25 protein-coding genes are annotated in these 25,872 nt (G+C 70.1%); 16 read left to right on the forward strand and 9 right to left on the reverse strand.

The window, feature by feature from the left end:
- Positions 1–90: 90 nt before the first annotated feature.
- Positions 91–1,554: a DEAD/DEAH box helicase gene (locus tag Q0Q47_RS17250; protein WP_293862560.1), complete on the reverse strand. Its 1,464-nt coding sequence runs from the start codon at positions 1,552–1,554 to the stop codon at positions 91–93.
- 395 nt (positions 1,555–1,949) lie between these two features.
- Here Q0Q47_RS17250 and Q0Q47_RS17255 point away from each other — a divergent pair, with 395 nt between their 5' ends.
- A complete protein-coding gene (locus tag Q0Q47_RS17255) occupies positions 1,950–2,825 on the forward strand; it encodes a restriction endonuclease (protein WP_293862562.1) in 876 nt (291 codons plus the stop codon).
- A gap of 376 nt (positions 2,826–3,201) precedes the next feature.
- Here the strand turns inward: Q0Q47_RS17255 and Q0Q47_RS17260 are convergent, their stop codons facing one another.
- Positions 3,202–4,122, reverse strand: a complete 921-nt coding sequence (locus tag Q0Q47_RS17260; RefSeq protein ID WP_293862564.1) for a LysR family transcriptional regulator — start codon at positions 4,120–4,122, stop codon at positions 3,202–3,204.
- A gap of 78 nt (positions 4,123–4,200) precedes the next feature.
- Here Q0Q47_RS17260 and Q0Q47_RS17265 point away from each other — a divergent pair, with 78 nt between their 5' ends.
- On the forward strand, positions 4,201–4,971 hold the full coding sequence (locus Q0Q47_RS17265; protein WP_293862566.1) for an MBL fold metallo-hydrolase: 771 nt from the start codon (positions 4,201–4,203) through the stop codon (positions 4,969–4,971).
- Between the two features lie 133 nt (positions 4,972–5,104).
- Here the strand turns inward: Q0Q47_RS17265 and Q0Q47_RS17270 are convergent, their stop codons facing one another.
- Entirely contained in the window at positions 5,105–6,007 is a 903-nt protein-coding gene (locus Q0Q47_RS17270; protein ID WP_293862568.1) for a LysR family transcriptional regulator, read from the reverse strand.
- A gap of 92 nt (positions 6,008–6,099) precedes the next feature.
- Here Q0Q47_RS17270 and Q0Q47_RS17275 point away from each other — a divergent pair, with 92 nt between their 5' ends.
- The 5 genes from Q0Q47_RS17275 to Q0Q47_RS17295 all read left to right on the forward strand — a co-directional run bounded on the left by Q0Q47_RS17275 (position 6,100) and on the right by Q0Q47_RS17295 (position 10,446).
- On the forward strand, positions 6,100–6,516 hold the full coding sequence (locus Q0Q47_RS17275; RefSeq protein WP_293862570.1) for a cupin domain-containing protein: 417 nt from the start codon (positions 6,100–6,102) through the stop codon (positions 6,514–6,516).
- Positions 6,517–7,190: 674 nt separating this feature from the next.
- A complete protein-coding gene (locus Q0Q47_RS17280; RefSeq protein WP_293862573.1) occupies positions 7,191–7,961 on the forward strand; it encodes a sensor histidine kinase KdpD in 771 nt (256 codons plus the stop codon).
- A 2-nt stretch (positions 7,962–7,963) separates the two neighbouring features.
- On the forward strand, positions 7,964–9,445 hold the full coding sequence (locus Q0Q47_RS17285) for an ATPase domain-containing protein (protein ID WP_293862575.1): 1,482 nt from the start codon (positions 7,964–7,966) through the stop codon (positions 9,443–9,445).
- An 11-nt stretch (positions 9,446–9,456) separates the two neighbouring features.
- Positions 9,457–9,825, forward strand: coding sequence for a response regulator (locus Q0Q47_RS17290; protein ID WP_293862740.1), 369 nt, complete (start codon positions 9,457–9,459; stop codon positions 9,823–9,825).
- Positions 9,826–9,981: 156 nt separating this feature from the next.
- A complete protein-coding gene (locus Q0Q47_RS17295) occupies positions 9,982–10,446 on the forward strand; it encodes a hypothetical protein (protein ID WP_293862577.1) in 465 nt (154 codons plus the stop codon).
- Positions 10,447–10,467: 21 nt separating this feature from the next.
- On the opposite strand, the gene Q0Q47_RS17300 is transcribed toward Q0Q47_RS17295, so the two are convergent.
- Together Q0Q47_RS17300 and Q0Q47_RS17305 are read right to left on the reverse strand one after the other, a co-directional pair.
- Positions 10,468–12,363, reverse strand: a complete 1,896-nt coding sequence (locus Q0Q47_RS17300; RefSeq protein WP_293862579.1) for a caspase family protein — start codon at positions 12,361–12,363, stop codon at positions 10,468–10,470.
- A 337-nt stretch (positions 12,364–12,700) separates the two neighbouring features.
- Complete coding sequence (locus Q0Q47_RS17305) at positions 12,701–13,258, reverse strand: adenylate kinase (RefSeq protein WP_293862581.1); 558 nt, start codon at positions 13,256–13,258, stop codon at positions 12,701–12,703.
- 261 nt (positions 13,259–13,519) lie between these two features.
- Between Q0Q47_RS17305 and Q0Q47_RS17310 the strand changes: the two genes are divergently transcribed.
- From Q0Q47_RS17310 to Q0Q47_RS17335, 6 genes are read left to right on the forward strand one after another with little or no spacing between them, the layout of a single operon-like run.
- The gene (locus tag Q0Q47_RS17310) at positions 13,520–13,744 is read left to right on the forward strand and encodes a hypothetical protein (RefSeq protein WP_293862583.1); all 225 of its coding nucleotides are present in this window, start codon (positions 13,520–13,522) and stop codon (positions 13,742–13,744) included.
- Positions 13,745–13,748: 4 nt separating this feature from the next.
- Positions 13,749–13,889, forward strand: coding sequence for a hypothetical protein (locus Q0Q47_RS17315; protein WP_293862585.1), 141 nt, complete (start codon positions 13,749–13,751; stop codon positions 13,887–13,889).
- A 13-nt stretch (positions 13,890–13,902) separates the two neighbouring features.
- Positions 13,903–14,958 carry a Rieske 2Fe-2S domain-containing protein gene (locus Q0Q47_RS17320; protein ID WP_293862587.1) on the forward strand — a complete coding sequence of 352 codons (1,056 nt, stop codon included), beginning with the start codon at positions 13,903–13,905 and terminating at the stop codon, positions 14,956–14,958.
- The gene (locus Q0Q47_RS17325; RefSeq protein WP_293862589.1) at positions 14,955–15,737 is read left to right on the forward strand and encodes a hypothetical protein; all 783 of its coding nucleotides are present in this window, start codon (positions 14,955–14,957) and stop codon (positions 15,735–15,737) included. Before Q0Q47_RS17320 ends, Q0Q47_RS17325 begins: the two co-directional genes overlap by 4 nt.
- Positions 15,734–15,976, forward strand: a complete 243-nt coding sequence (locus Q0Q47_RS17330) for a hypothetical protein (protein WP_293862591.1) — start codon at positions 15,734–15,736, stop codon at positions 15,974–15,976. The genes Q0Q47_RS17325 and Q0Q47_RS17330 overlap by 4 nt, the downstream gene beginning before the upstream one ends.
- Positions 15,977–15,990: 14 nt before the next feature.
- On the forward strand, positions 15,991–16,692 hold the full coding sequence (locus Q0Q47_RS17335) for an SDR family NAD(P)-dependent oxidoreductase (RefSeq protein ID WP_293862593.1): 702 nt from the start codon (positions 15,991–15,993) through the stop codon (positions 16,690–16,692).
- Positions 16,693–16,716: 24 nt separating this feature from the next.
- Here the strand turns inward: Q0Q47_RS17335 and Q0Q47_RS17340 are convergent, their stop codons facing one another.
- The 3 genes from Q0Q47_RS17340 to Q0Q47_RS17350 all read right to left on the reverse strand — a co-directional run bounded on the left by Q0Q47_RS17340 (position 16,717) and on the right by Q0Q47_RS17350 (position 19,450).
- Positions 16,717–17,949, reverse strand: coding sequence for an MFS transporter (locus tag Q0Q47_RS17340; RefSeq protein WP_293862595.1), 1,233 nt, complete (start codon positions 17,947–17,949; stop codon positions 16,717–16,719).
- Positions 17,950–18,237: 288 nt separating this feature from the next.
- A complete protein-coding gene (locus Q0Q47_RS17345) occupies positions 18,238–18,846 on the reverse strand; it encodes a flavin reductase family protein (protein ID WP_293862597.1) in 609 nt (202 codons plus the stop codon).
- Between the two features lie 16 nt (positions 18,847–18,862).
- A complete protein-coding gene (locus Q0Q47_RS17350; protein WP_293862599.1) occupies positions 18,863–19,450 on the reverse strand; it encodes a nitroreductase in 588 nt (195 codons plus the stop codon).
- A 187-nt stretch (positions 19,451–19,637) separates the two neighbouring features.
- Between Q0Q47_RS17350 and Q0Q47_RS17355 the strand changes: the two genes are divergently transcribed.
- From Q0Q47_RS17355 to Q0Q47_RS17365, 3 genes are all read left to right on the forward strand, one after another.
- The gene (locus tag Q0Q47_RS17355) at positions 19,638–22,118 is read left to right on the forward strand and encodes a YfhO family protein (protein WP_293862602.1); all 2,481 of its coding nucleotides are present in this window, start codon (positions 19,638–19,640) and stop codon (positions 22,116–22,118) included.
- 32 nt (positions 22,119–22,150) lie between these two features.
- A complete protein-coding gene (locus tag Q0Q47_RS17360; protein WP_293862604.1) occupies positions 22,151–23,116 on the forward strand; it encodes a hypothetical protein in 966 nt (321 codons plus the stop codon).
- A 92-nt stretch (positions 23,117–23,208) separates the two neighbouring features.
- Complete coding sequence (locus Q0Q47_RS17365; RefSeq protein ID WP_293862606.1) at positions 23,209–23,583, forward strand: cytochrome c; 375 nt, start codon at positions 23,209–23,211, stop codon at positions 23,581–23,583.
- Between the two features lie 290 nt (positions 23,584–23,873).
- Here Q0Q47_RS17365 and thrS read toward each other — a convergent pair whose 3' ends face one another.
- A complete protein-coding gene (gene thrS / locus Q0Q47_RS17370; protein WP_293862608.1) occupies positions 23,874–25,868 on the reverse strand; it encodes a threonine--tRNA ligase in 1,995 nt (664 codons plus the stop codon).
- Between the last annotated feature and the right edge of the window lie 4 nt (positions 25,869–25,872).

Genomic DNA, 25,872 nt, shown 5'->3' on the forward strand with positions numbered 1-25,872 from the left:
TCAGCCGCTTTGCGGCTGCCACCCTCCCCTGCAGGGGAGGGAGAGCGCCCTTCCTAAGGGCTCGAGTGAGATGTGTGAATCGCGAAGGGTTCAACCCCGGGCGGGCCGCAAGGCCGGGTCCGTCACGTCGTCCTCATCGCCCGCGCCCTCCTCGATGGCGCGGGCGATGTCGTCCAGCGCGCGGGTGTCGTCGCCGGCCATGCCGTCCATGGCCGCCATGCGCTCCACCGCCCGCACCGCGATTGTCTCCTCCACGGTCCCTTCCGCGAAGGCGTAATAGATGATGGCCCGCTGCCCGTCGCGGTGCGCCCGGCCCTCCACCTGCGCGAGCTCGACGGCGCTGTGGCGCATGTCGTGGACGATGAGGGAGCGCTCGCGCTCGCCGCCCGGCAGTTCGCCCCGGTGCAGCGAGATGCTCTCGGTGACGGTGAACACCACGGCGTCGAGCTGGCCCGTCTGGAAGGCGACCCGGGTGGCCTCGTTCTCGCCGCCCTTGCGCTCGCCATTGATCTCGCCGACCCGCCAGCCGCGGCCGCGCAAACCCTCAGCGAGCAGCGCGCTCGTCTCCAGGAAGGCGACCGAGACCGCGACCTGCTGGTCCTCGTCCAACAGCATCTGGGCGAAATCGATCGTCCCTGGCACGCGCAAAAGGCTCGCCTTCTGGCGAAACCGCAGATCCGCCGCCCAGCCCCGCGGCGTCCGCGTGCTGCCGCCGGCCAGGCCCAGCTCGCGCCGGAACTCCCGCCAGGTCGCCTCGTAGAGCCGCTGGCCCTCGCCATCGAGGGACACGGGCGCGACCTCGCGCTGGACCTCCGGCCACCCCGCGATCTCCTCCGGCCGCCGGCGCAGGCCGATGGCGGACGGTCCCTTGTAGAGAAGGTCCGACAGGGTCCTGCGGTCGTCCTCGTTGCGCACCCAGGTCCAGTTCTTCCACCGCCCCTTCGGCCGGCCGATGCCGATGCGCTTCATGAGCGCGCGGAACCCGTCGAGGCCGCCATCGGCCAGCCCCAGCGCCGAGGCCAGCAGCCGGCCGAGATAGGACAGCTCGAACGGCGTCTGCCCCGCGGTGGCGCTGAGGAACACCGTGAACCGCGCCGCCTCGATCAGCTTGCGGCAGATCAGGCCCTGCTGCGAGTTGGGGTTGCGGATGCGGTGCGCCTCGTCGATCACCACGAGGTCCCAGTGCCGCTTGAGCGAGCCGAGCTTCGCCAGCTCGTTGTTCTTGCCCCGCACGGAGCGCCGCGTGCTGACCTGCGGCGGCGCCATGAGCGACTTGGTGCGCTCGAAGTTCAGGATGGTGACCGCCTTCCCCGTCGGCCGCCACCGCGCGATCGTGCGCCGCCACTGCGGAATGGCCCCCTTCGGGCACAGGATCAGCACCTCGCCCTCCGGCATGTCGGACACCGCCGACCACGCCGACAGCGTCTTGCCCAGCCCCGTCAAATCCCCCAGCAAAAACCCCGGCCGCCCACGCTCCCGGGCTCCCAAGATCGCAGCCCGCGCCTCATCCTGATGCGGCCGCGGGATGAAGGGGTCGGTGGATTCGTGGGACATGAGCGGAGGGTAGCATGGGGGGTGGGGGTGGGGCGAAGGGGGAGAGGCGGGTTGAGGGGTGGAACGGCAAGTTCCGCTTTGCGCCATGAGCGGGCCCTCGGCATTGCCGCAGAAGCGGACCTGCGCTGTAACAAGAAGCTTCTGTCAATACACGCAGTCTATCGAACAATTTGCTGGAGTTCGGTGCCGGAAGTGGGGCCATCCCTCCATTTTGGACGACGGAAAACCTAGCAATTACAATCACGAAAAGCAAAGCTACGTTGCGAGTGTATCACCTGCTGTATCACGCGAACGACGAAGAAAGAGACTTTAACCGCGTTTTCGAGCAGGCTACAGCTGAACGGCGGATGCGACCGATTTATGGGACGCGTTAGAAGCGGTAAAGAGGATGAGCTATGCCGAAGCGAACCGATGATTTTCAAAAGGTTGTCAGATCTTTGTATGAGGCAATCGTCCCGGCAGGCGGAACTGTCACAGAGTCGGCTATGGTTCCAGAGCGGATTGGAGGTGCAATGCGCGAGATTGATATTCTTGTGAATTTTCCAGCTATAGGTCACTCGCATTCGGTTGCAATAGAATGTCGCAAACGCGGGCGAGAGCAAACGATTGAGTGGATCGATGGCTTGATTGGTAAATACTCAAACTTGCCGGTTGATAAGGTAATCGCAATATCCGCTTCACCGTTTACAAAAGCGGCTCGTGTAAAGGCACGCGCTCGCAATATTGAACTCATTACCGTCAATGAAGCTTTGACTGGCGATTGGAAGGCGAGAATCGAACAGTTCGAGATGATGACACAATCCCATACGCTACAATACATTGGCTGCTGGGACAAAGAAGGCCGTGAGATTTGCAAGACAGAGTTGGACCGAGAAGGAACCCTAATCCGCCACGTTGGCGAGCTCGCTTCGAAAATCTATCCGTTTCTGTCGCACCATTTCATGTCCACCCGCAGCGCACACTGTGCTAATTTGATACAAGATTTGATCGGGCAAAACTGGCAGATGTATTTCGAAGACAGGTCTCCACGATGGATTGAATTCGGATGGGATAGCCCAGAACTGCCCTCCGAGTTCATTGGCGAAAATATCACGTCTATCAAGTTTGGCGTCGGAACATATTTTCACTTTGCTAAGCCTACTCAGCATTTCGCGCTAAAGAAGTTTGCGATTTCGACGGGGAAGATGGACTTGGTTTCCCATTCCGGTGACCTTCAACTAGTCACAAACGAACACGGCGAGCTGGTCAACGTAAAATTCAAGATCAGCTAGAATTGTCTTTGAATCCCACCCTAGTGGCAGCCGTTCACGTTCTCAGAACGCCACATCCGCTGAAGGCTAACAGTATAAACTGTGCGCCGCTGAGCGCGCTGGGCTCAATAGTAGCGGTTTTGGATAAGCTTCGTCCGCCGCTTGGCTCAGTGGCTATTCGGAAATGACCTCATTCCAACACGCATTCAACCTTATCACAGGAAATACTCCTACGACCCATCGCACGGTTCGCGACAAGGAGTTCGTGCGGAAAATGTGTCCGACAGCTTGCCCCTGAATATTTGCTGACCCGAAGCAGAACTGTTCGACTTCCGCTCCGAGTCAGCAGTAATCCGTGCCAGCCAAAGCCCTACCCGCCGCCCTGTTGCTCTTCTCGTCAGCCAGGGTCAAACGGGAACCCGACCGGCACCAGCGCGGCGCGGCGAGCAACCACGACGTCGCTGATGAAGGATGCGCCGGCCTGCACCCTCGGGCTTCGCCGAAGGTCTTCGTGGTAGGCGAGCCAGAGGGGGACGGGCGCCAGGTGCCGGGGTGCGGGCACCCTGCGCAGCCGGCCCGTGGCGTCGGCCATGAAGCAGGGCAGCAGGGCGCATCCGAGACCCGCTGCGGCAGCCTCCATCAGGGCTTGCAGGGAGTTGGATCGCATCGCGATCCGTCCGGGGTCGGCGAGGTCCGCGAGAAACTGCTGGAGGGTGACACTTCCGCCCGTGTCGTCGTAGGCCAGGAAGTGCTGGGCGTGGAACGGGCGATCGTCGTCGGTTGATGCGTAGAAGGCGAACGCCATCTCGCCGAGGCGCCGGACGAGCAGACCCGGCATCTCGGGCCGCGCCAGCCGGACCGCAAGGTCCGCTTCGCGCCGCGACAGGTCCAGGCTCCGATCGAGCCCGATCAGTTCGACCTGCAGTTCAGGATGCCGGCGCCGCAGATCGCCCAGCGCCGGCGCGAAGAACAGGTTGGCAAGGATCGGGACGGTGGTGATGCGCACGGTGCCCGACAATCCGGGCGCGGCTCCCTGCAGGCGCCGCAGGAGCCCCTCGGTCGCATCCTCCATCTGCCTCGCCGTGGTCAGCACCTCTTCCCCCAGCAGCGTCGCCGAGAAGCCCCGCGGCCCCCGCTCGAACAAGGGCGCACCGAAGTCTCGCTCGAGGCTCTCCAGTTGCCGCGCGACGGTGGTGTGGTCCACACCGAGCAGGCGCCCGGCGGCCGACAGGGAGCCGCCCGCCTCCAAAGCGAGGACGATCCGCAGGCGGTCCCAATCCAGCAGGGAACCGCTGGCTGTGTGTCTTCGCGCAGGCATTGCGAAAACTTACGCGTAGCCTGCGAACAATTCCACCACCATACAAGGCCGGAGAACGCGATCCGAGAGGAGCCCACCATGAAGATCACCCAGGTTCGCAACGCGACGTTGATCGTGGAGTTTGCAGGCCTTCGCTTTCTGATCGACCCGATGCTGGCGCCGAAGGGCTCCTTCCCCGCCTTCGCGGGGACCCTGAACAGCGACCGGTCGAACCCGCTGGTCGACCTGCCGGTCGCCATCGACGAGCTCGTCGACGTCGACGCGGTGATCGTGACCCACATGCACCGTGACCATTGGGACGACACGGCGAAGGAGAGCCTTCCGAAGTCCCTGCCGCTCTTCGTGCAAGACGAGCGCGATGCCGCGGCGATGCAGGCCGCCGGGTTCACCTCCGTGCGCATCCTCTCGGACCATGGCGGCTTCGAGGACGTCTCGCTGACGAAGACCGCCGGGCAGCATGGCAGCGACGAGGCCATGGAGAAGATCGGGGCGCGCCTCGGTTCGGTCTGCGGCGTGGTGATGCGACACCCCGAAGAGAAGACCCTCTACATCGCCGGCGACACGATCTGGAACGAACACGTGGCCGCCGCGCTGCGGACGCACGCACCGGACGTCATCGTTCTGAACTGCGGAGACGCCCGGATAAACGGCGTGGGATCGATCATCATGGGACAGCACGACGTCCTCGAGGTCTGCCGGGCCGCACCAAACGCGATGGTCGTCGCGAGCCACATGGAAGCCGTGAACCACGCAATGCTGTCCCGCCATGCGCTGCGGCTGTTCCTGGAGGAGACGGGCTTGGCGGCCCGCGTTCTCGTTCCTGCGGATGGAGAAACGATCGCGGCATGAGCCGAGGCAAGGCCCGACTGCGCTCCGATGCACCCGTGCCGAGCGGGCAGGCCGGCGTGGGAGGCGATGTGGCCGCTGGCCGCAGAGGCTTTCATCGTCCGCCCAGGGTCAGCAGCCGCTCCCCTGCTCCCCCCTACCCCACCAACGCCGCCCGCAACGCCGCCACATCGTCCAGCACGCAATCCACGAACGCCGCGATGCGCGGTGATTTTCTGAGCGCGGCCGGCGTCAGGACGTACCAGGCTCGCGTGAGTTCGGGCACGGGCGGCAGCACCTGGACGAGCGTCTCCTCCGCGTCGCCCAGGGTGGTCGGGAGCGGTGCGATGCCGACGCCGGCTTTCACGGCGGAGACGACGCCGAGCATGCTGGAGTTGCGGCTGACGATGGTGGCGTCGGGAACGGCGCGGGGGAGCCAGGTGGCGACGCGGTGGTTCTGCATGATGCCGTCGAAGCCGATGAGCCGGTGCTCGCGGAGGTCGGCGAGCGTGGCCGGCCGGCCGTGCTGCTGGACATAGGCCTGGCTCGCGTAGATCGCCCAGACGGAGTCGCAGATCTTGCGGCCCACGAGCCGCTCGTCCACGGGCTCGCCCGAGCGGAAGGCCACGTCGGCCTCTCCGGCGGTGAGGTCCAGGTAGCGGTCGCTCGTCACGAAGGACACGGTGAGGCCCGGGTGGCGGGCGTGGAAGCGGTCGAGCAGGCCGGAGGCCGCGATGCGCGGCACGGTGGGCTCGGGGCAGGTCAGCCGGATGGTCCCCGTAAGGTCGCGCTTCAGCGCCTCGATCCGGCGGACCAGCGCGTCGACGGCCCCTTCGACCGCGAGCACCTCGTCGATGAGCGCCTCGCCGAGCTCCGACAGCCGGTAGCCGGCGGTCTGGCGCCGCACGAGAGCGAGCCCGACCTGGCGTTCGAGTTCGGCGATGCGGCGGTGCACGGTCGACTGGTTCACGCCCAGCGCCCGCGCCGCGGCCAGCGTGCTGCCGTGCCGCGAGACGGCGATGAGATGACGCAGGTCGTCCCAGGTGAACATGCCGGCCATTATGCACTTTTGCGCGCCCCTCGCGCAGTCCTGCGGCTCCTGCCGGGGCCCGGCGGCCGCTAGCCTCCCGGTGTCTGCAACAGGAGGTCGGGATGCACGAGACGACGGACGTTGGAACCATGACCGCCGGCCTGGCGGTCGGCGTCACCCGCAGCGCGCAGGACAGCGGGATGGCCAAGCTCACCCCGCTCCACCGCGAGACCGTGGACGGCATGCCCCCGGCCGACGACGTGGAGGTCAGGGTGCTGGACGCCGTGCTCCTGCCGGGCGACGTGACGCCCCGGCACTCCCACCGCCACCCGGTGACGGTGTACGTGCTGGAAGGCACCTTCACGCTCGACCTGGACGGGAGGGACCCCGTCAGCATCGAGACCGGCCAGGTGTTCGTCGAGCCGAGCGGCGTGGCGATGACCGGCCGCAACCGCGGCGAGGTCCCTGCCCGCACCCTGCTGTTCTACGTGTGCAGGCCGGGCGAACCCTTCGCGGATCCCGCCCCCGCCGCCGGCTGAGGGAGCCGGGCCCGGGTTCGGCGAGCGTGACCCTTGCGGCCGTGCGGTTCGCACCTCCCTCTCAGCGTCATGGCCGGGTCGTTCTCCGCTGATCCGAGCCCACCTCTCCGCCGTCCCGCCCGGGCTCGGCCCTTCGGGATTCACACATCTCACTCGAGCCCGAGGAAGGGCGCTCTCCCTCCCCTGCAGGGGAGGGGGGCAGCCGCAAAGCGGCTGACGGGTGGGGACGCCGGTAAAGAAAGAGGCGCATATGCCGGGGCCGGCCCAGTCGTCGCGCCAAGTCCTGCCGCACCGCCCCCACCCGTCTCGCGCTTCGCGCGATCCACCCTCCCCTGCAGGGGAGGGAAAGCGCGCTCTGTGTGCATGTCGAAGGGCTCGGCCCGGGCATCCACGACTTTGCCGGGGACGTGCCGAAGTCGTGGCTGGCCGGGTCAGGCCCGGCCATGACGCTGAGAGGGGGTGCAATGGTCGCGCACGCCGCGACGCCCTGCCCCGTCGTGATCGGCATGGTCCCGATTGAACCAAAACGCCTCGGCGGCGTTGCCGCTTTGGGTGGAGTTGCGTCCGGCCGGTCACGCAGACGATCGGGCGCCCGGGGGCCGAGCCATGGAACGACGGGCGTGAGAGGGAGTGTCGAGATCGGCCAGCCTTCTTCAGGACGATGGGACCCGGGCGTGCCGTCCGGGGACGCCGACCTGCTCGATGAGATCGCCCGCCTCCGGTCCGAGCTCGCCGCGCGCGACGCGTTCCTGTCGGTGGTCGGGCACGAGCTTCGCAATCCCATCACGCCAATCCTCATGCACGTCCAGAAGCTGCGGCGGCAGGACCAGCGACGGCAGCTGACCCCCGAGCAGCTCGGCCCGGCCCTTGAGTCGCTGGAAGCGCACATCCTTCATTTCGTCCGGCGCGCGACGACGCTTCTCGACGTGAGCCGGGCCCGGGCCGGCGCCTTCGCGGTGGATCCGCGGTGGATCGACGTGGGGCAGACCGTGCGCGCCAGCGTCGACCACTGCCTGCCGGCCGCCGAGTTCGCCCGCTGCGCGATCACCTGCCTGGCGCCCGCCGGCACGATCGGATGGGCCGATCCCCTCGTGGTCGAGCAGATCGCCGAGAACCTCGTCACCAACGCCATCAAGTACGGCCGCGGCGCGCCGATCCGCGTCACGGTCGCGGAGGACGGCGACGGCTGGGACCTGCGCGTCGAGGACGGCGGCCCCGGGATCGCCGAGGCGGACCGGGAGCGCGTCTTCGCGCGGTTCGAGCGGCTTCTGGACGGAGGCGTGCCGGTCGAGGGCTTCGGCATCGGCCTGTGGCTGGTGCGCGAACTGGTCCATGCGATGGGCGGGTCGATCGATGTGGGGACATCGGACCTGGGCGGGGCGGAGGTGAGGGTCCATGCGCCCTGGCACCTCGCCGGCCACGCGAACACGACGACCGAGGATTGACCATGGAGAGACTGACGACCGGCATACCCGGCCTCGACACGCTGCTGCGCGGAGGCGTGTTCAAGGGCGGCATCTACATGATCCAGGGCGCCCCCGGCGCCGGCAAGACCATCCTCGCCAACCAGTTGTGCTTCGCCCACGCCGCCGGCGGCGGAAAGGCGCTCTACGTCACCCTGCTCGCCGAGAACCATTCCCGGCTCATCGGCCACCTGCAGTCCTTCGCGTTCTTCGACGATACGGCCGTGCCGTCGCTCGTCTCCTACATCAGCGCCTTCAACATCCTCGAGGAGCAGGGGCTCGAGGGCCTGCTGGAGACGCTCCGGCGCGAAATCCGCAAGTCGGGGATCTCGCTGCTCATCCTGGACGGCCTCGTCTCGGCCGAGGAGACGGCCAACACGCCGCGCGAGCTGAAGAAGTTCATCAACGAGCTGCAGACCCAGGCGGGCCTCACCAACTGCACCATCTTCATGCTGACCAGCGCCTATATGAGCCAGCGCCTCGTCGCGGCCGAGCACACCATGGTGGACGGGCTGATCGAGCTGCGCGGTCGGCCGATCGGGCGGCGGGCCGAGCGCGGCATCGAGATCCAGAAGTTCCGCGGCAGCGCGACGCTGCCGGGCCTCCACGCCTTCGCCATCTCGGATGCCGGGGTCGAGATCTATCCGCGCATCGAATCCCTCTTCGCCTGGCCTTCGATCCCGTCCGGTTTCGACGGCGAAGCGACCTCGACCGGTATCGACAGCCTCGACGCACTGTTCGAGGGAGGGCCGGCGCGCCATTCCGGCACCTTGCTGCTGGGCCCGGCGGGGATCGGCAAGACGACGTTCGGCCTGCATTTCCTCGGCCCGGAACCGGGCGTGTGCCTGAGCTTCAGCGAGATGGGCGAGGCGCTGCGCGACAAGGCGGCCCGCATGAAGCTGCCGGCCGCGGAGCGGTTCGACAGGGGCGAGCTCGAGGTGATCTGGCAGCCGGTGACGGAAGCGAGCGTGGACGAGCTGTGCCACCGCCTCCTGCGCACCATCGAAACGACCCGCGCCAAGCGCCTCTTCATCGACGGTCTCGACGGCTTCCAGAAGATCGCGGGCGAGACCGACCGCATCGGCCCGCTGCTCACGGCCCTCATGAACCAGCTGCGGGGGATGGGCGTCACGACGCTGGCCTCCACGGAAACCGACATCGCCGGCATCGTCCCCGGCCAGCCCCTCGCCGGCCTGGCGCTGCGCGACCTCTCGCCGGTCGCCGACAACATCGTCGTGATGCGGATGGCCTCGGCCGGGAGTTCGCTCCAGCGCCTGCTCACCGTCCTCAAGTCGCGAGACAACCGAACCGATCTCCGCTTTCGCCGTTTTGATATCCGGGATGATGGCGTCTTCATCGAAGACCAACCCGAAAACGCGGCGCTGCTGATGTCGGGCACTCCTGCCACTCTCCCTCCGCTGAGCGGTGCCGCAGAGCCGCCTGACGAGCTCGGTCGCGGAGGCTGATCTTGCGACAGGTGCTGGTCGTCGACGATGAGTGGGCCATAGCCGCGGTCCTGGCGGACCTCCTCACCGATGAAGGGTATGGCGTGCTGTCGGCCAGCAACGGGCGGGACGCGCTCGCCATGCTGGAGGCGCATCCCGACGTCGTGCTGGTGGTGCTCGACTACATGATGCCGATCATGGACGGCGTCGCGACCCTGGCGGCCATCCGCGCGCGCCCGCAATTCGCCGACCTGCCCGTCATCATGATGACGTCGCTCCCCCAGAGCAGCCTGCAGGTCGACCCGGACAGCTACGATGCGTTCCTGCGCAAGCCGTTCCTGATCGACGACATCCTGCGAGCGATCGAGCTGGTGTTCGCCCGGCGCCGGCCGCGATCCTGACGCCCTCCCTCCCCTGCGGGGGCGGGACACCGCGCCCGGCCTGCGAGACCCACTCGGGTGCGCGCGGCATCGCCGGCCTACCCCGCTCGGGCCGTTGACGCGCGGGCGTCCCGCCGGGATCATCGGGCAGCAAGCCTGCCCGCTCCGGGGGATCCGATGACCCGCGCCTTCCGTCTCCGGCTGTCCGCTCTCGGCCTCGCCGTCGTGTGTGGCTGGTCGGCCGCCCTGGCGGCGGAGCCGGTCCGCCTCATCACGCCCGAGGAGGCGCGGCTGCCGCCGGGCGACCCCGTGCCCGGCGAGGAACGGGCGGTGACGCGCGGTCCCGGGATCGACGCGGTCGCGCCCTCCCCGGTCGGCGTGAGCGGGCCGTTCCGCCTGGCGGTGAAGTTCAAGCCGCGCAACACGGTAGCGATCGATCCCGACAGCGTACGCGTCACCTATCGGCGCCAGCCCGAGGTCGACCTCACGGCACGGCTGAAGCCCTTCGTGACCCCGACGGGCATCGAGGCGCCGGCCGTCGTCGTGCCGCCGGGCCGGCACGTCCTCGTCATCGAGGCGCTGGACCTGCAGGGCCGGATGGGCCGCAGCCTGATGACCCTCACGGTCACCGAGCCGAAATAGCCCGGCGCGCGGCGGTCCTGTTCAGCGCGCAGCGATTTTGGGCAGCAGCGCCACGGCCGGCGCCGCGCCATAGGCGGCGGGCACCTGCCGCCCGGCGGTGGTTTCCGACGTGCGGGCCGTGGTGTCGCGCACGACGGCCTCGAGGCTCTTGCCGGGCGACGACAGCGTTTCCAGCAGCGCCCGCACGAAGGGGCTGTCGAGGCCATCGCCGTCCAGCGCGGTCCTGCCGGGCTGCGTCGAGTGCAGCACCACGCTGTTGGGCGCGGGCGGCGGTGCCGCCGCCAGGCCGGCATGGATGCGTTGCGGCAGCGCCGCGGGCTGCCGGCCGGCCGCGCCCTGCGAGGCCGCCACCGCCTGCGCCTCGGCGAAAGGGTCGTCCCGGCAGGCATCGACGATCACCAGGGCCCCGCGTCGCGCGCCGGCCGCGGCGGCGATCAGCTCGCGCAAGGCCAGGGCCTCGGTCTCCAGGGTCTTGTCGCTGTCCAGCGTCGCATCGGTCGGCACGAGGTAGTTGACCCCGCCCGTCTCGATGCCGTGCCCGGCATAGAACACCAGCACCACGTCGGCCCGGGCGGCCTCCTCGGCGACAGCGGCGGGCACCCGCCGCAGGTCGGCCCGCGACAGGTTCTCGGCGATCTGGATGGCGTCGAAGCCCATGTCGGCGAGCGCGTTCGCCATCACCGCCGCGTCGCGCCGCGCATTGGGCAGGCTGGAGAGCTCGGCATAGTCGCTGGAGCCGATCACGAAGGCGACCCGCCGCAGGCCGTCCGGAGACGCCTTGGGCGGGGCGATGCCGGCATCGAGGCCGCTGCGGAACGGCCCGGCGCCCCGCGGGGCGGGCTGCGACAGCTGCTTCAGCCGCCAGGACGCGAGGATCCGCTCGAGCAGCTTCGGGGTGGACCGCGTGCCGGCCAGGATGCGCCTGTAGAGGGCCTCGGCCCTGGCCTTGTCGCCCCGGGCCTCCGCCACCCGCGCCAGGCCGAGGGTCGCCGCCCAGGCTTTCGGCGCCAGCGCCTCGGCCTCGCGGAACAGCGTCTCGGCGGTGTCGGGGTCCTTCAGCGTGTCGAGCGCCAGCCCGCCCGCCTTCACGAACAGGTCCGCGCTCGCCAGCGCCGCGTCGGCCTTCGGCATGTCGCCGGCTTCGCGCGAGGCCGCGACGAGGTCGTCGTGGGCCGCCTGCAGGTCGCCGGCCCGCAGTTCCAGCTCCGACTTGCGCATGAGCGCCAGCCGACGGTAGGGCGGCCCCAGCGCCGCGGCGGCCTCCAGGTCGGGCCGCGCCCGCTGCAGGTGGCCCAGCCGGCGCAGCAGGTCGCCCCGCGCGGACAGCGCCGTGCCGGCCTTCGGGTCGCGCTCCAGCGCCCGGTCGAGATCGGCCAGGGCGGCCGCCACGTCACCGTTGCGCTCGTGCTCGAGCGCCCGCTGCACGAAGGGCGTCGCGCCCTGCGGGTCGGCCTTCATGGCGTCGGCGACGTCCGCGCTCGCCTCGGCGCTGCGCCCGATGGTCTGGTTGATCGTCGCGCGCAGGCTCAGCGCGTCGGCCTTCATCGGCCCGTCGAGCCGGATCGCGGCCTCGGCATCGGCGAGCGCCGGCCGGACCTGCGCCAGGGTCGGCGGCGCATAGGCCACCGAACCGTCGGCCTTGCCGGCCTTCGCCGCACCCGCCTGCACCACCTGCAGGAAGCGCATCAGGCCGCGATAGAAGGACGCTTTCTGCCGGTCGGCGTCGCCGGCCTGGCCGGCGAGCACCCGCCCGCAGGCGGTCTCCGCCGCGGCGAGCTGCGCGGGGGTGAGCACCGCCGTCTTCACGCGCTCGTCCGCGCAGGCCGCCATGTCGCCCGCACGCGGAGCCTGCGCTACCGCCGGCGACGCCATGAGCCCCAGGGCCAGCCCGCATGCGGCGATGCGTCCGCGCGGCATCGAACCTCCTCGCCGTGGTGTTCTACGTTCCGGATTCACACACCTGACTCGAGGCGTGGCGTAGGGCGCTCTCCCTCCCCTGCAGGGGAGGGTGGCAGCCGCGAAGCGGCTGACGGGTGGGGGCCGCGGCGAAGAACGAGGCGGCAAAGCAGGGGCCGGCGCCGGCGTCGTACCAGGTTCTGCGACATCGCCCCCACCCGTCTCGCGCTTCGCGCGATCCACCCTCCCCTCCAGGGGAGGGAGAACGCGCTCAACCATCGAGCATCACGTGAGTGCATGCCGAAGGGCGTTCCCGGGGCAGAATGAAGCCAAAGGCGCGCGGCGTCGAGGCCGCGGCTCACACCAGGGCGGCCAGGACGGGCGCGGCCAGGACCCGGGCGACGAGCGCCTCCAGGTCCTCGCGTCCGTCCACCCGCAGCACGGGCTCGCGCCTGCGCCCCAGCCACGCCTCGTGGCGCGCCCGGCTGCGCCCGGAGAAGGCCGGGTCGTCGTAGTGCGACGCCCAATCCCGGAACGCCACGTGGATCTCGTGCATGTCGCCGCCGGGGTCGATGCGCGTGCCGAACCGCTCGCGCTCGCGGGTATCGAGGCGCTGCAGGCGCAGGAGCGTCGGGGTGTGGACGAAGACGACGAGGCTGGCCCCGTCCACGAGGGCGTCACCCCAGTCCATCAGCGAGCCGGACAGCACCCAGCCCCCGGCGCGCCGCTCCTGCGCGATCAGCCGCACGCGGTCCTCCGGCCGGCGCTTGGTGGTGAAGGGCGGATCGGTGGGCATCCAGAAATAGTCGTCGACGTCGAGATGCGGCACCGCGAGCCGCTCCGCCAGGCGGCGGCCCAGCGTGGTCACGCCCGCGCAGGAGGCGCCCGTGACGTGGAGGCGCGGAGCCGGTGTCATCGCTGGGGCCTCCTTCTGGGTGGGTCCTCGCATCACGCTGCGGCGTGCGCATCGTCCGCGCAGAGTGGGCCACGCCGGCCATGGCGGCAACCGCGCCGACGCCCTCTTCACGGAGCAGGACGGAGCGCGCAACGTGGCGGTCACGGCAAAGACATTTGGATGTGATCGGGATTTCGCCCAGGGTCCGGCGACGTCGGACATCGGAGACTCCATGACACGTGCCGGGGACGAGACGGACGGTCCGGCTGCCGCGAGGATGGAATGCCGGTGACCGCAGCGAGCTGGAGCGACGGGGTGCTGGCCGTGGCGTGGGCCTATGGCGCGGCCGGAGCGCTCGTCGCGGTGGTGTTCCTCGCCGTCGGCATCGACCGCGTCATGCCCGCGGCGCGCGGGGCCTACGCGTTCCGCCCTCTCCTGCTCCCGGGGCTCGTCATGCTGTGGCCGGTCGTGCTGTGGCGCTGGTTCCGGCTCAACGGGGAGGCCTGACACCATGCGCCTGGCCCATCGACGCGCCCACCTGCTCGCCTGGTCGGTTCTCGCGCTGCTCCTGCCCGCGCTGCTGGCGGCGGCGTGGAGCTTGCGCCCCGGCGTCGTGACGGCACCCACGTCGACGATGATCGCCCCGCCGTGAGGACAGCACGACCATGAGCGTCCGTTTCGTCCCCGTCAGCTGGACCCCTGCCAAGTGGGTGTACGACGCCGTGCTCGTCGCCGGCATCGTGGCCTACCTCGCCGCCTTCTTTCATTGGGGTGGACGGGCCGCGCCGGGCACATTGGACGACCAGACCCTGTCCATCCGGGCTTACGGAACCTGCGCCTTCATCCTGCTCACGCTGGTGCTGGCCATCGGGCCGCTGGCGCGCCTGGACCGTCGCTTCCTGCCGTGTCTCTACAACCGCCGGCACTTCGGCGTGCTCGTCTTCTTCATGGCCGCGGCGCACGCCACGGCCGTGCTCGACTGGTACTTCGCCTACAGCTCCCTCGACCCCTGGCGGGCCCTGCTCGTGGCCGACACGGGGTCGGGACACTGGCAGGGCTTTCCCTTCATCCCGCTCGGGGTCGCGGCCCTGCTGATCCTGGCGATCATGGCCGCCACCAGCCATGATTTCTGGCTGGCCTTTCTCGGCCCCGCCACGTGGAAGGCGCTGCACATGGCGGTCTATGCCGCCTATGGGCTCGTCGTGGCGCATGTCGGGCTCGGCGCCTTGCAGGATGCCCGGGAGACCGGCCTCGCGCTGGTCGTCGCGTCGTCATGCGCCGCCCTGCTGGGCCTGCATCTCGCCGCCGCGCTGTCGAGCCGGCGGCAGGACGAGGCGGCCCTGCGGCCCCCCGCGGACGATGCGCCCTGGATCGACGTCGGCGCGAGCGACGCCGTGCCCGCGGGCGGGTCGCTGGTGGTGAGGCCGGAGGGCGGAGAGGCCGTCGCGATCTTCAACGATGCCGGCCGCCTGTCGGCGATCAGCAACCTGTGCGCCCACCAGAACGGCCCGCTCGGCGAGGGCCGGCTCATCGACGGGTGTGTCGTGTGTCCGTGGCACGGCTACCAGTACCGCGTGACGGACGGTTGCGCGCCGGCGCCGTTCACGGAGCGGATCGCCACCTACACCCTCGCCATCCGCGACGGCCGCCTCCTGCTCGACCCGCGAGCCCACCCGCCGGGCACCCCCGTGGCGCCCGTGACCGCCGGAGCGAACGCATGAGCGTGCCTGGCGAGCGGGAGCCCTTCTTCATCGGCTGGAGCCGTTCCGTGCCGCCGTCCCTGCTGCGGTTCTGCGGCGCGGTGGCCCTGGTGCTTCTGGCCCTTCTCGCCGGCCTGGGGCTGCTGCTCGGGCGGACGGTCGAGGATCCCGCGGCGCGCCTGCTCGCCTTCGCGCCGGCGGTGGAGGTGCGGCCGGAGCCCTGGGCGGCGGACCGCAGCCTGAAGGGCATCGTCACCGCCGACCCCTACCCGGTCCTGCACCTGGCGCCGGACGCCGCGATGCCGTTCGGCCGGGCGGTGCTGCTGGTCGGCGACGGCAAGCGCGGGGCGGACGTCGCGGCCTCGACCACCCCCGTCGAGGTCTCGGGCGGGCTGCTGCGGCGCGGCGACGTCGCCATGCTGGTCCTCGACGGCCCGCCCCGTCCCGTGGCGGGCGAGCCTGCCCGGGAGGCGCCGGCGGTGCAGCGGCTGGGACGGTGGCGCGTGGCGGGCGAGATCTGCGACGGCAAGTGCTACGCCGGCGGCATGCGGCCCGGTTCCGGGCTGTCGCACCGGGCCTGCGCCGAGCTCTGCCTGCTCGGCGACGTGCCCGCCATCTTCGTCGCGGCGATGCCCGTGGCGGGCCGCCAGTTCCTGGTGCTGGCGGCGCAGGACGGCGGCAAGCCGCCGCCCGCGCTGCTGGACCTCACCGCCCTGCCCGTCGAGCTCGAGGGCGAGGTCGAGCGGCGGGGCGACATGCTGATCTTCAAGGTCGATATGCGCCATGCGAGGCTGCTGTGACCCGGCACGGAACCGGCCCGCGCGGCCTCGCCTGGCCTCTGCTGGCCACCGCGGTCGCCGTCCTCGTGGCGTTCGCCGCCTGGAGGGGGGCGGCGATGCTGCTCGACGCCACCGGCCTCGAACCCCTGCGTCCGCTCGCCCCCGTCCTGGCCATCGCGCTGGCGCTGACGGCGCTGCAGGCCGCATGGGACAGGATCGAGGCCATCGTTCTTTCCACGTCCCGCCGCGGACGACCGTGACAAGGAAGCAAGACATGACCAGCCCCAGCGTCGTGATGGTGACCGGTGCCTCGGGAAATCTCGGACGCGCGGTTCTCGGCGAACTCGCGCAGCGCCCCGTCCGCATCGTCGCGGTAGACCGCGAGCATGCGGCTCTCGAGGCCGCGCTGTCGGGGGCCGGAGAGGGACACGCGCTGCATGCCGGCGTCGACCTGACCGACGCCGGGGCGGTGGCCACCGTCATCGAGGACACCCTGAAGGCGTACGGGCGCATCGACGGGGTCGTCCACACCGTCGGGGGCTTCGCCTACGCATCGCTCGCCGACAGCGACGCCGCGCTCTTCGAACGCATGTTCCGCCTCAACGTCGTGACCACGGTGAACGTCGTGCGCGCGGCGATGGCGCCCATGCGCGCGGCCAGGCGGGGCAGCATCGTGGCCGTCGCCGCGGGAGCGGCCGTCAAGGCGCCGGCCGGCCTGGCCGCCTATGCGGCGGCGAAGGCCGGGGTGCTGCGCCTCATGGAAAGCTTCGCGGACGAGGCGAAGGCCGACGCCGTGCGCATCAACTGCGTGCTGCCCAGCATCATCGACACGCCCCAGAACCGCGCGGACATGCCGGATGCCGACCCTGCCCGCTGGGTCCGGCCGGAGAAACTCGCCTCCGTGATCGGCTTCCTCCTCAGCGACGCGGCATCGGACGTCACCGGGGCGGCCATTTCGGTACCGGGGCGGGTGTGAGGCAACGTCGGAAAATGACGATCGTCAACTGCGCTTCGCAGGCCCGGCGGCGATGAGCCAGTTCAGGGCGGACGCGACGGCGAGGTAGATGGCGCAGCCGATGGCCAGGCTCGCCAACCCCACCTTCGCGTCGAGGACGAAGCCGAAAAGCCCCGGCGTGGAGGCCGAGCCGACGACGCCGATGGCGCCGGCGAGCGCCCGGATCGTGCCCAGCCGCTCCGTGCCGTAGAGCTCGGCCAGCACCGCCGGCACGACCACGCCATTGGCGGCGGAGCTCACGCCGAGCAGCGCGAAGAAGACGATGGGATGCGGCGGGCCGTCCGGCGACATCATCGTCAGCGCCGCGATGGCCAGGAACACGAGGTGGAACCGGCACACGCGCACGGCGCGGAAGCGGTCGACCAGCCAGCCGATCACCATGTTGGTGCAGATGGCGGCCCCGGCATAGGCGGGAATGCCGAAGGCCAGCGCCTCCAGGCTCCAGCCGAAGATGTCGGCGAGCAGGCGCTGGTGGAAGAAGATGCCGGTGACGATGGCGCTCGGCGCGATCATCGACGGGATGAAGACGAGGAAGCGCCAGTCCTTCAGCACGTCGCGCCGGCCGATGAGCTTCACGGCCGGGGCCGGCGCGGCATCGGGCGCGGGGGCGGCGCCGGCGGCCGCCATGCGGCGGGCGCGGCGGTCGGCGAGCACCGTGGTGGTGAGGACCACCGCCAGCACCGAAAACAGCACCAGCGCCGCGATGCGCCACTGGAACACCCAGCCCCAGGTCGCGATGACGAGCAGCACGAGGCCGGGCAGCAGGAACTCGCCGCTGGAAAAGCCCAGCGCGACGATGCTCACCGCCCGTCCGCGGATGCCCTGGGGCAGCCGGGCGGCGGCGGTGACGGCGGCGTGCGCGATCATGCCCTGCCCGAAGAAGCGCAGGCCGAACAGGCACAGGCCGACCACCACGACGCTGGGCGCCAGCGACAGGCCCAGCGCGCAGAAGCCCAGCCCCGCCAGCGCCACGCCGGCATAGGCACGCGTCGACACCCGGTCGAGCACGCCGCCCGCCCAGATCATGATGAGGCCCGAGCACAGCGTCGCCAGCGAGTAGATGGAGCCGAACGCGCCGTTGGAGAGGCCGAAGGTGGCCCGGAGGTCCGGCCCAGACAGCGAGATGAAGAAGGTCTGCCCCACCGAGGAGAGGAACCCCAGGCCGTAACCCAGCAGGACGATGCCGCCATGCTGGCGCAGAAGGTGGCGGTAGCTCATCGCGGCAGGGGAAACGGGCGGCGGGACGGGCGGGCTCCCCCACCATAGCCCAATCCGTGGGCGGCTCACCTGCCAATTGCCGGATATTTGCGCGTGTGCGCCTTGCGTCGGGCGCATGAGGCAGGGGGCGGAGGGTTGCCTCTTCCACGCTCCCACCTTTCCGTCATGGCCGGGCTTGGCCCGGCCACCCACGACTTGGGCGCGGTCCCGGCAAAGTCGTGGATGGCCGGGCCAAGCCCGGCCAGGACGGCTGAGAGGGGGCGGCGTGTGACCTGGCGCAGCGCGCCCTCACGCCCGCGTCGGGCGCTCCAACGCGAAGGCGCTGTCCACCACCGCGTAGTCGGCGTAGCCGCAGCGGGCGATGGGCCTGGCCTTGAGCATGTCGAAGCGGCCCTCGGGGGTGATGTAGGCGTCGTCGATGAACACGCCGACCACCTGGCCGAGCACCAGGTGCGTGTCCATGGGCTCGCCCTGGTGGGTGCTGAGCTGCACGACCTGCACGAGCTTGCACTCCAGCGCCGCCGCGACGCCCTTGACGCGCGGGGGCTTCACCAGGCGCGAGGGCTCCTGCTCCAGGCGGGCGTGCTCGAACTCGGACTTGCCGCGCGCGAGCGGCGCCGAGGTGGCGTTCATGGCGTCGCGCAGGTCCCAGGTCGCGAGGTTGCAGACGAACTCGCCCGTCTCCTCGACGAAGGTGACGCTGTCCTTCCGGCCCTCGCTGGAGAAGCCGACGATGGGCGGGCGCGAGGAGAAGGCGTTGAAGAAGCTGTAGGGCGCGAGGTTGAGCTCGCCGGCCTTGTTCAGCGACGAGATCCAGCCGATGGGCCGCGGGGCGACGATGGCCTTCAGCGGATCGTGCGGCAGGCCGTGGCCGTAGGTGACGGTGTCGTAGAACATCGGGGGATCTCCGGTCTCAGGCCCAGCGCGTGACGATGTCGGCCATCACCGGCCGGACGCGATCCTCGGGGCGCTCGCCCCGGCCGATGTGGACGAAGCCGGCGACCACCTCGGTCTCGGCGAGGCCGAAGGCGGTCATGAAGGCCCGGTCATAGGCCATCCACTCGGTGAGCCAGGCGGTGACGAAGCCCATGGCCACGGCGGCCGTGGTCAGCGCCATGCACACAGCGCCGGCCGAGAGCTGCTGCTCCCACACGGGGATCTTGGGGTGCTGCGCGGCGCGGCTCACCACCGCCACCACCACGGGCGCGCGGGAGAAGCGGTTGCGCTCCAGCGCCACGCGCTCGGCATCCGCGCCGGGGTTGTTCGTCACGAAGATGTCGCCGGCGATGGCGCCCAGCCGGTCGCGGGCCGCGCCTTCCACGATCACGAAACGCCAGGGCGCGAGCTTGCCGTGGTCGGGCACGCGCGCGGCGATGGCCAGCATCGCCTCGAGCTCGGCCGCGGTCGGGCCGGGTCCGGTCATCAGGTGCGGCGCCAGGGACCGGCGCGTGCGCAGAAGCTCGATCGTGGCGGGCGAAGTCCAGGCGGAGGTGTCGGTCATGGTGTCCGTCGGCAGGATCTCGTGCGTCGGGCTGACGCATTCATGCGCCGTTCAGGGCGTCGCTGGCATATCCCGGGCCAAGGCCGGTGATGGCCCCCCGGGCGCGCAGGGCTACCGAGCTAAGGCGGTGGCCGACGTCCGTCAAGGCCGCTTCCCCTCCCCCCGCGCCCGCAGGACGCCCCAGCCCATGCGCTTCCCCTTCGCCCAGCGCTCCCCGGCCCCGCCGGCGGCGAGCACTCAGGGTGGCTCCCACACCGTTCCCCCGCATACCTGGTCGCGCCGCGACGTGGGCGTGGCGGTCGCGGCCGTGTGCCTGTTCTGGACCGTGGCGGCCTCGCTGTGGTGGATCGCCGGCGGCGTGGTGCCCTGGGACAGCAAGAACCACTTCTATCCCATGCTGCGGCACCTGGGCGCCTCGCTCGCCCAGGGCGAGTGGCCGCTGTGGAACCCCTATCACTTCAGCGGGCATCCGGCGGTCGCCGACCCGCAGTCGCTGCTCTTCACGCCCACCATGGTGGCCTTCGCCTGGCTCGTGCCAGCGCCCTCCATGGAGCTCTTCGACACGGTGGTCTTCGCCCACCTGCTGCTGCCGGCCTTCGCCATCCTGGCGCTGTTCGCGCGCAAGGGCTGGCATCCCGCGGGCGCGGTGCTGGCGGCCATGATGATCGTGCTCGGCGGCTCGGCCGCGGCGCGCCTGCAGCACACGGGCATGATCTTCAGCTACGCCTTCTTCGTGCCGGCCTTCGTGTTCCTGGAGGGCGCCCTCACCGCGCCGGAGCGCCGCTCGCGCCTCTTGCAGGCCGCCGGCTTCGCGCTCAGCGCCGCGCTGATGGCGCTGGGCCGCGACCAGATCGCCTTCCTCGGCACGCTGACGCTGGCCGGCCTCGTGCTGCACCTCACGCTCGGCCAGGACCGGCCACTGCGCTGGTTCGCCGGCCGCCTGCCCTTGCTCTTCGGCATGGGCCTCGCCGTGGTGGCGCTGCTCGCCGTGCCGGCGCTGCTGACGCTGCAGTTCCTGATGGATTCCAACCGGCCCGCCATCTCCTACGGCGTCGCGGCCATGAACTCGCTGCCACCCTCGAGCCTGGCCACCCTCGTCGCGCCCAACATCTTCGGCACGCTGAACCTGACCTACGACTACTGGGGTCCCATGTGGGACACGGTTCCGGAAGGCACCTACACCGACCGCGCGGTGAACTACCTGTTCGCCGGCACGCTGCCGATGGTGATGATCTTCTGGCAGGGCATCGGCCGCCGCGCCCTCGCCGACCGCGAGGTCCGCTTCTTCGTGGCGCTGCTCGTGGCGGCGCTGATCTATTCCTTCGGGCGCTACACCCCGATCTTCGTGCGCCTGTTCGACCACGTGCCGGGCATCTCGCTGTACCGCCGCCCCGCGGACGCGACGTTCTACATCAACATCGCGCTCGCCGTGCTGGCCGGCTACAGCCTGCACCGCTACGTGCGCACGCCGCGCCGCGAGCGCACGCCGGGCGGGTTGGGCCGGGTGGCCTCCGGCCTCGCCGCATCCCTGCTGCCCGCCGGCCTGATCGCCGTCGGCGTGGGCTTCTCCCTGCGCGTGGGCCATGGCGAGGCCGCCTTCATCCAGGCGGCGCTGTTCCTCGGCATCGCGCTCATCGGCCTCAGCCTCGCCATGCCGCAGCCGAGCCCGGCCACGCGCGCCATGGCGGCGGCCGCCATCGTGGCGCTGACCGGAGGCGAGCTCGTGTGGCGCAACGCCGCCTCGGCGCTCAACATGGAGCCGGCCACCCGCTACGCCGTCTACAACGCGCTGAGCCCGTCCGACTATGCGGGCCTCGCCACCCTGAAGCGCGAGCTCGACGAGCGCCATGCCCGCGGCGAGCGGCCCCGGGTGGAGATCCTGGGCCTGGGCGGGGCCTGGCAGAACGCCTCGATGGTCCTCGGGCTGGAGGACACCGTGGGCTACAACGCGCTGCGCATCTCCGAGTACGAGCGCGCCGTCGGCTCGGGCGAGAACGCGGTGGAGCTCGGACTGCGCCAGTTCCCCGGCACGTTCCGCGGCTACCGCTGCAGCCTCGCCTCGCTGCTCGGCCTCGAATATCTCGTGCTCGACCGGCCCGCCGAGAAGCTGCCCACGCATTTCCCGCGGCTGCGCGGGGCCACCCTGCTGCACGGCTCCGACACGCTGTGGATCTACCGGCTGGCGCCGGCGGCGCCGCGGGCCTACGTCGCGACGCTGCTGAAGCCGGTGGACGTGGACGAGGCCCTGGACCAGGAGGAACTGCCCGAATTCGACCGCACCCAGGCCGCCCTCATCGACAAGTCGGACGTCGAGCTGCTCGACCGCAGCTACCCCGATCCCGACCGCACCACGGGCACGCCGCCCTCCCACGCCACGGTCAGCATCCTCGCCTACAAGCGCAACAAGGTGACGCTGGAGGTGAGCACCGAACAGGCCGGGCTGCTCGTGCTGCACGACCTCTACTATCCGGGCTGGGACGTGACGGTGGACGGCGAGCCGATGACGGTGCTGCGCGCCAACCTGCTGTTCCGTGGCGTGGAGGTGCCCGCCGGCCATCACCGCGTGGAGTTCACGTTCCGGCCGCTTTCGCGCGACAATCTGCTGACGGCCGCCGCCGACCTCGTGAGAGGCCGCGAGGAGGCGGCACCCGTGGCAACTGCCCGTTGACGTTCGTCACCGGGCGGCGCATTGGCAGATCCATGACGTTGTTGACCGCATTCCGAACGGCCGTCGTCGCCCTCGCCCTCGCCGCCTCCGCGGCGGGCGCGGCGGCGCAGACCCTGCCGGCACCTACCCTGCCGGCACCGACGCTTCCCGCCCCCGCCTCCCCGGCGGACGGGCGTTCGGCCACCACGCCGACCCCACCGCTCGCGCCCCCGACGCCCGGCCGCGACTCGAACGCGACCACCGGCCCGCGCGACACCGGCACGCTCAACATCTACGCCACCCTGCCAGGGCAATCGGGGCTCATCCGCAACGGGCTCGTCTGGCGCCTCTACCGGGACGCGGGGGACGAGCCGCAGCTGGTCCAGACCTCCCAGCAGCCGGCGCCGTCCTTCTCGCTGGAGCCCGGCGTCTACGTCGTGCACGTCACCTTCGGCCTGGCCAGCGCCACCAAGCGCATCGTCATGGGACCGACGGCGGTCAACGAGAGCCTCGTCATCAACGCAGGCGCGCTGGTGCTGGGCGGCGTCATCGGCGACACGCCGATCCCGCCCGAGAAGCTGAAGTTCAACGTCTTCGTGCCGATCGGCAACGACCCGGAAGCCCGCGTCGTGGTGTCGGACGTGAGCGGCGGCAAGCTCATCCGCCTGCCGGAGGGCACCTACCGCGTGGTCTCCACCTATGGCGACTCCAACGCCATCACCAATGCCGACCTGAAGGTCGAAAGCGGCCGCGTCACCGAGGCGACGCTGCGCCATCGCGCCGCCACCGTGACCCTGAAGCTGGTCATCGCCGCCGGCACCGAGGCGCTGGCCAACACCTCCTTCAGCGTGCTGACGCCCGGCGGCGACACCATCCGCGAGGCGATCGGCGCCTTTCCGTCGATGACGCTGGCGGAAGGCGACTACGTCGTCATCGCCCGCAACGGCGGCAAGGTGTACACGCAGGAGTTCAACGTGAAGTCCGGCTTCGACAGGGACATCGAGGTCATCGTCAAATAGCCGGCCGGCATTGATCCATGTCGTTTGAACCCGGCGCGGAGCGTGGGAGTCTTCTCCGCAGACGCATTCCGCGCCGGCCCTGAGGATCGACCATGGACCGCTCCCCCGCTTTCACGCTTCGCGTTCTGGCCCTGGGCCTCGTGACCGCCCTGGCCGTTCCGGCCGCCGCCCAGGTGGTGGCGCCGACGCCCCTGCCCCAGGAGCCCGCGGCCGCAGCCAGGAAGGGCGATCCGGCCAACGGCAAGGTCATCGCGCAGCGCTGGTGCGCGGAGTGCCACGTGGTCACGCCCGAGCAGACGAGCGGCAAGGCCGACGTCCCGCCCTTCTCCGCTATCGCCGCCAAGGGCTACAAGGACGACAGCCTCCAGCGCTTCCTCATGAACCCGCATCCCAAGATGCCGGACATGCAGATCGGCCGGAACGAGGCCGCCGACCTGGTGGCCTGGATAGACCTGCAGAAGAAGTGAGGTCGAGGGCGGTGCGTCCTTCGACACGGCCGCCATGCGGCTGCTCAGAGGATGGGAATCATTCAGCCGTCCAGCTTGCCTCACTCTCTCCGCGTCATGGCCGGGCTTGGCCCGGCCACCCACGACTGCAGAATGGCGCAGGCAAAGTCGTAGTTCCCGGGCCAAGCCCGGGGATGACGGCTGAAAGGTCGGTTTGAGCTGGAGTATCGGTCCTTGGCTAAGAGGCTCACATGCTCTGAGCAGGCCGCGCAGCGGCCGTGTCGAAGGACGCAAGATTTCTCCGCCCGCTCCTACTCCGCTGCCTGCCGCATCGCCGCCTTGCGCTTCAGGTCCGGCGGCACGGCCTCGTCCACCAGGGCGGTCAAGGCTGCGTCGAGTCCCAGGACCTGCTGGGCCTGCGAGCCCAGGCGGCGGATCGACACGGTGCGCTCGGCGGCTTCCTTGCGGCCCACCGCGATGATGACCGGCACCTTGGCCAGCGAGTGCTCGCGGACCTTGTAGCTGATCTTCTCGTTGCGCAGGTCGAAGCGGGCCCGCAGCCCCGCGTCGAGCGCGGCGCGGGTGACCTCGCGGGCGTAGTCGTCGGCGTCGCTGGTGATCGGGCAGACCACGATCTGCTCGGGCGAGAGCCAGAGCGGGAAGTTGCCGGCATAGCTCTCGATCAGGATGCCGAGGAAGCGCTCCATCGAGCCGCAGATGGCACGATGCACCATCACGGGCCGCGTCTTCTCGCCGTCGGCGCCGATGTAGAACGCGCCGAAGCGTTCGGGCAGGTTGAAGTCGACCTGCGTGGTGCCGCACTGCCATTCGCGGCCGATCGCGTCGCGCAGCGTGTACTCGAACTTCGGGCCGTAGAAGGTACCCTCGCCCTCGTTCACGCCCGTCTTGATGCGGTTCGAGTCGGCCGCCATCTTGCCGAGCACCTTCTTCAGGATGCCCTCGGCGTGGTCCCACATGGCATCGGTGCCGACGCGCTTCTCGGGACGGGTGGCGAGCTTCACCATCACCTCCTCGAAGCCGAAGTCGCGGTAGACTGACATCATCAGGTCGTTGATCGCCAGGCACTCTGCCTCGAGCTGCTCCTCCGTGCAGAAGATGTGCGCGTCGTCCTGCGTGAAGGCGCGCACGCGCATCAGCCCGTGCAGCGCGCCCGACGCCTCGTAGCGGTGCACCGCGCCGAATTCGGCAAGGCGGATCGGGAGGTCGCGGTAGCTCTTCAACCCATGCTTGAAGATCTGCACGTGGCCGGGGCAGTTCATCGGCTTGAGCGCGAAGATGCGCTGGTCGGCCTCCGGATCCTCGGGATGCGTGAAGGCATGCGCGGATTTCACCGCGAACATGTTCTCCTGGTACCAGCCCCAATGGCCCGAGGTCTCCCACAGGCTCTTGTCGAGCACCTGCGGAGCGTTGACCTCGTCGTAGTCGCCGCGCAAGCGCCGGCGCATGTAGGCGATCAGGGTCTGGAACAGCGTCCAGCCCTTGGGATGCCAGAACACCGTGCCGGGCCCCTCCTCCTGGAAGTGGAAGAGGTCCATCTCGCGGCCGAGCCGGCGGTGGTCGCGCTTCTCGGCCTCCTCGAGCTGGGTGAGGTAGGCGTCCAGCTCCTCCTTCGTGGCGAAAGCGGTGGCGTAGATGCGGGTCAGCATCGGGTTGTTGCTGTCGCCGCGCCAATAGGCGCCGGCCACCTTCATGAGCTTGAAGTGCTGGCCGATCTTGCCCGTCGAGGTCATGTGCGGGCCGCGGCACAGGTCGAACCAGTCGCCCTGCCGGTAGATCTTGAGGTCCTGCCCCTCGGGGATCGCGTCCACGAGCTCGACCTTGAAGGCCTCGCCCTTCTCGGCGAAGACGCGCCGGGCCTGCTCGCGGGACCACACCTCCTTGGTGAAGGGCTTGTCCCGCGCGATGATGGCCCGCATCTCCGCCTCGATCGCCGGGAAATCCTCGGGCGTGAAGGGCTCGTTGCGGGCGAAGTCGTAGTAGAAGCCGTTCTCGATCACCGGGCCGATGGTGACCTGCGTGCCCGGCCAGAGGTTCTGCACCGCCTCGGCCAGCACGTGGGCGGCGTCGTGGCGGATGAGCTCGAGCGCGCGGGGATCCTCCCGCGACACGAATTCGAGCTTCGCGTCCCTGGCGATCGGATCGGCGAGATCGGCGAGCGTGCCGTCGAGCGCCATGGCGACCGTGCGCTTGGCGAGCGAGGGCGAAATGCCCTTGGCGATGTCGAGGCCGGTCGTTCCCTCGGGGAAGGACCGCACGGCGCCATCGGGAAAAGTGACGTTGATCATGGCG

This window comes from uncultured Alsobacter sp., from assembly GCF_945952055.1.
Classification (GTDB): domain Bacteria; phylum Pseudomonadota; class Alphaproteobacteria; order Rhizobiales; family Beijerinckiaceae; genus Alsobacter.

Coding starts and splice junctions, on each gene's coding strand:
- Q0Q47_RS17255 (WP_293862562.1), top strand. CDS start 1,950: ATGCCGAAGCGAACCGATGATTTTCAAAAGGTTGTCAGATCTTTGTAT.
- Q0Q47_RS17270 (WP_293862568.1), bottom strand. CDS start 6,007: ATGGCCGGCATGTTCACCTGGGACGACCTGCGTCATCTCATCGCCGTC.
- Q0Q47_RS17275 (WP_293862570.1), top strand. CDS start 6,100: ATGCACGAGACGACGGACGTTGGAACCATGACCGCCGGCCTGGCGGTC.
- thrS (WP_293862608.1), bottom strand. CDS start 25,868: ATGATCAACGTCACTTTTCCCGATGGCGCCGTGCGGTCCTTCCCCGAG.
- Q0Q47_RS17260 (WP_293862564.1), bottom strand. CDS start 4,122: ATGCCTGCGCGAAGACACACAGCCAGCGGTTCCCTGCTGGATTGGGAC.
- Q0Q47_RS17310 (WP_293862583.1), top strand. CDS start 13,520: ATGCCGGTGACCGCAGCGAGCTGGAGCGACGGGGTGCTGGCCGTGGCG.
- Q0Q47_RS17315 (WP_293862585.1), top strand. CDS start 13,749: ATGCGCCTGGCCCATCGACGCGCCCACCTGCTCGCCTGGTCGGTTCTC.
- Q0Q47_RS17355 (WP_293862602.1), top strand. CDS start 19,638: ATGCGCTTCCCCTTCGCCCAGCGCTCCCCGGCCCCGCCGGCGGCGAGC.
- Q0Q47_RS17325 (WP_293862589.1), top strand. CDS start 14,955: ATGAGCGTGCCTGGCGAGCGGGAGCCCTTCTTCATCGGCTGGAGCCGT.
- Q0Q47_RS17360 (WP_293862604.1), top strand. CDS start 22,151: ATGACGTTGTTGACCGCATTCCGAACGGCCGTCGTCGCCCTCGCCCTC.
- Q0Q47_RS17285 (WP_293862575.1), top strand. CDS start 7,964: ATGGAGAGACTGACGACCGGCATACCCGGCCTCGACACGCTGCTGCGC.
- Q0Q47_RS17340 (WP_293862595.1), bottom strand. CDS start 17,949: ATGAGCTACCGCCACCTTCTGCGCCAGCATGGCGGCATCGTCCTGCTG.
- Q0Q47_RS17265 (WP_293862566.1), top strand. CDS start 4,201: ATGAAGATCACCCAGGTTCGCAACGCGACGTTGATCGTGGAGTTTGCA.
- Q0Q47_RS17345 (WP_293862597.1), bottom strand. CDS start 18,846: ATGTTCTACGACACCGTCACCTACGGCCACGGCCTGCCGCACGATCCG.
- Q0Q47_RS17300 (WP_293862579.1), bottom strand. CDS start 12,363: ATGCCGCGCGGACGCATCGCCGCATGCGGGCTGGCCCTGGGGCTCATG.
- Q0Q47_RS17305 (WP_293862581.1), bottom strand. CDS start 13,258: ATGACACCGGCTCCGCGCCTCCACGTCACGGGCGCCTCCTGCGCGGGC.
- Q0Q47_RS17320 (WP_293862587.1), top strand. CDS start 13,903: ATGAGCGTCCGTTTCGTCCCCGTCAGCTGGACCCCTGCCAAGTGGGTG.
- Q0Q47_RS17295 (WP_293862577.1), top strand. CDS start 9,982: ATGACCCGCGCCTTCCGTCTCCGGCTGTCCGCTCTCGGCCTCGCCGTC.
- Q0Q47_RS17335 (WP_293862593.1), top strand. CDS start 15,991: ATGACCAGCCCCAGCGTCGTGATGGTGACCGGTGCCTCGGGAAATCTC.
- Q0Q47_RS17350 (WP_293862599.1), bottom strand. CDS start 19,450: ATGACCGACACCTCCGCCTGGACTTCGCCCGCCACGATCGAGCTTCTG.
- Q0Q47_RS17250 (WP_293862560.1), bottom strand. CDS start 1,554: ATGTCCCACGAATCCACCGACCCCTTCATCCCGCGGCCGCATCAGGAT.
- Q0Q47_RS17365 (WP_293862606.1), top strand. CDS start 23,209: ATGGACCGCTCCCCCGCTTTCACGCTTCGCGTTCTGGCCCTGGGCCTC.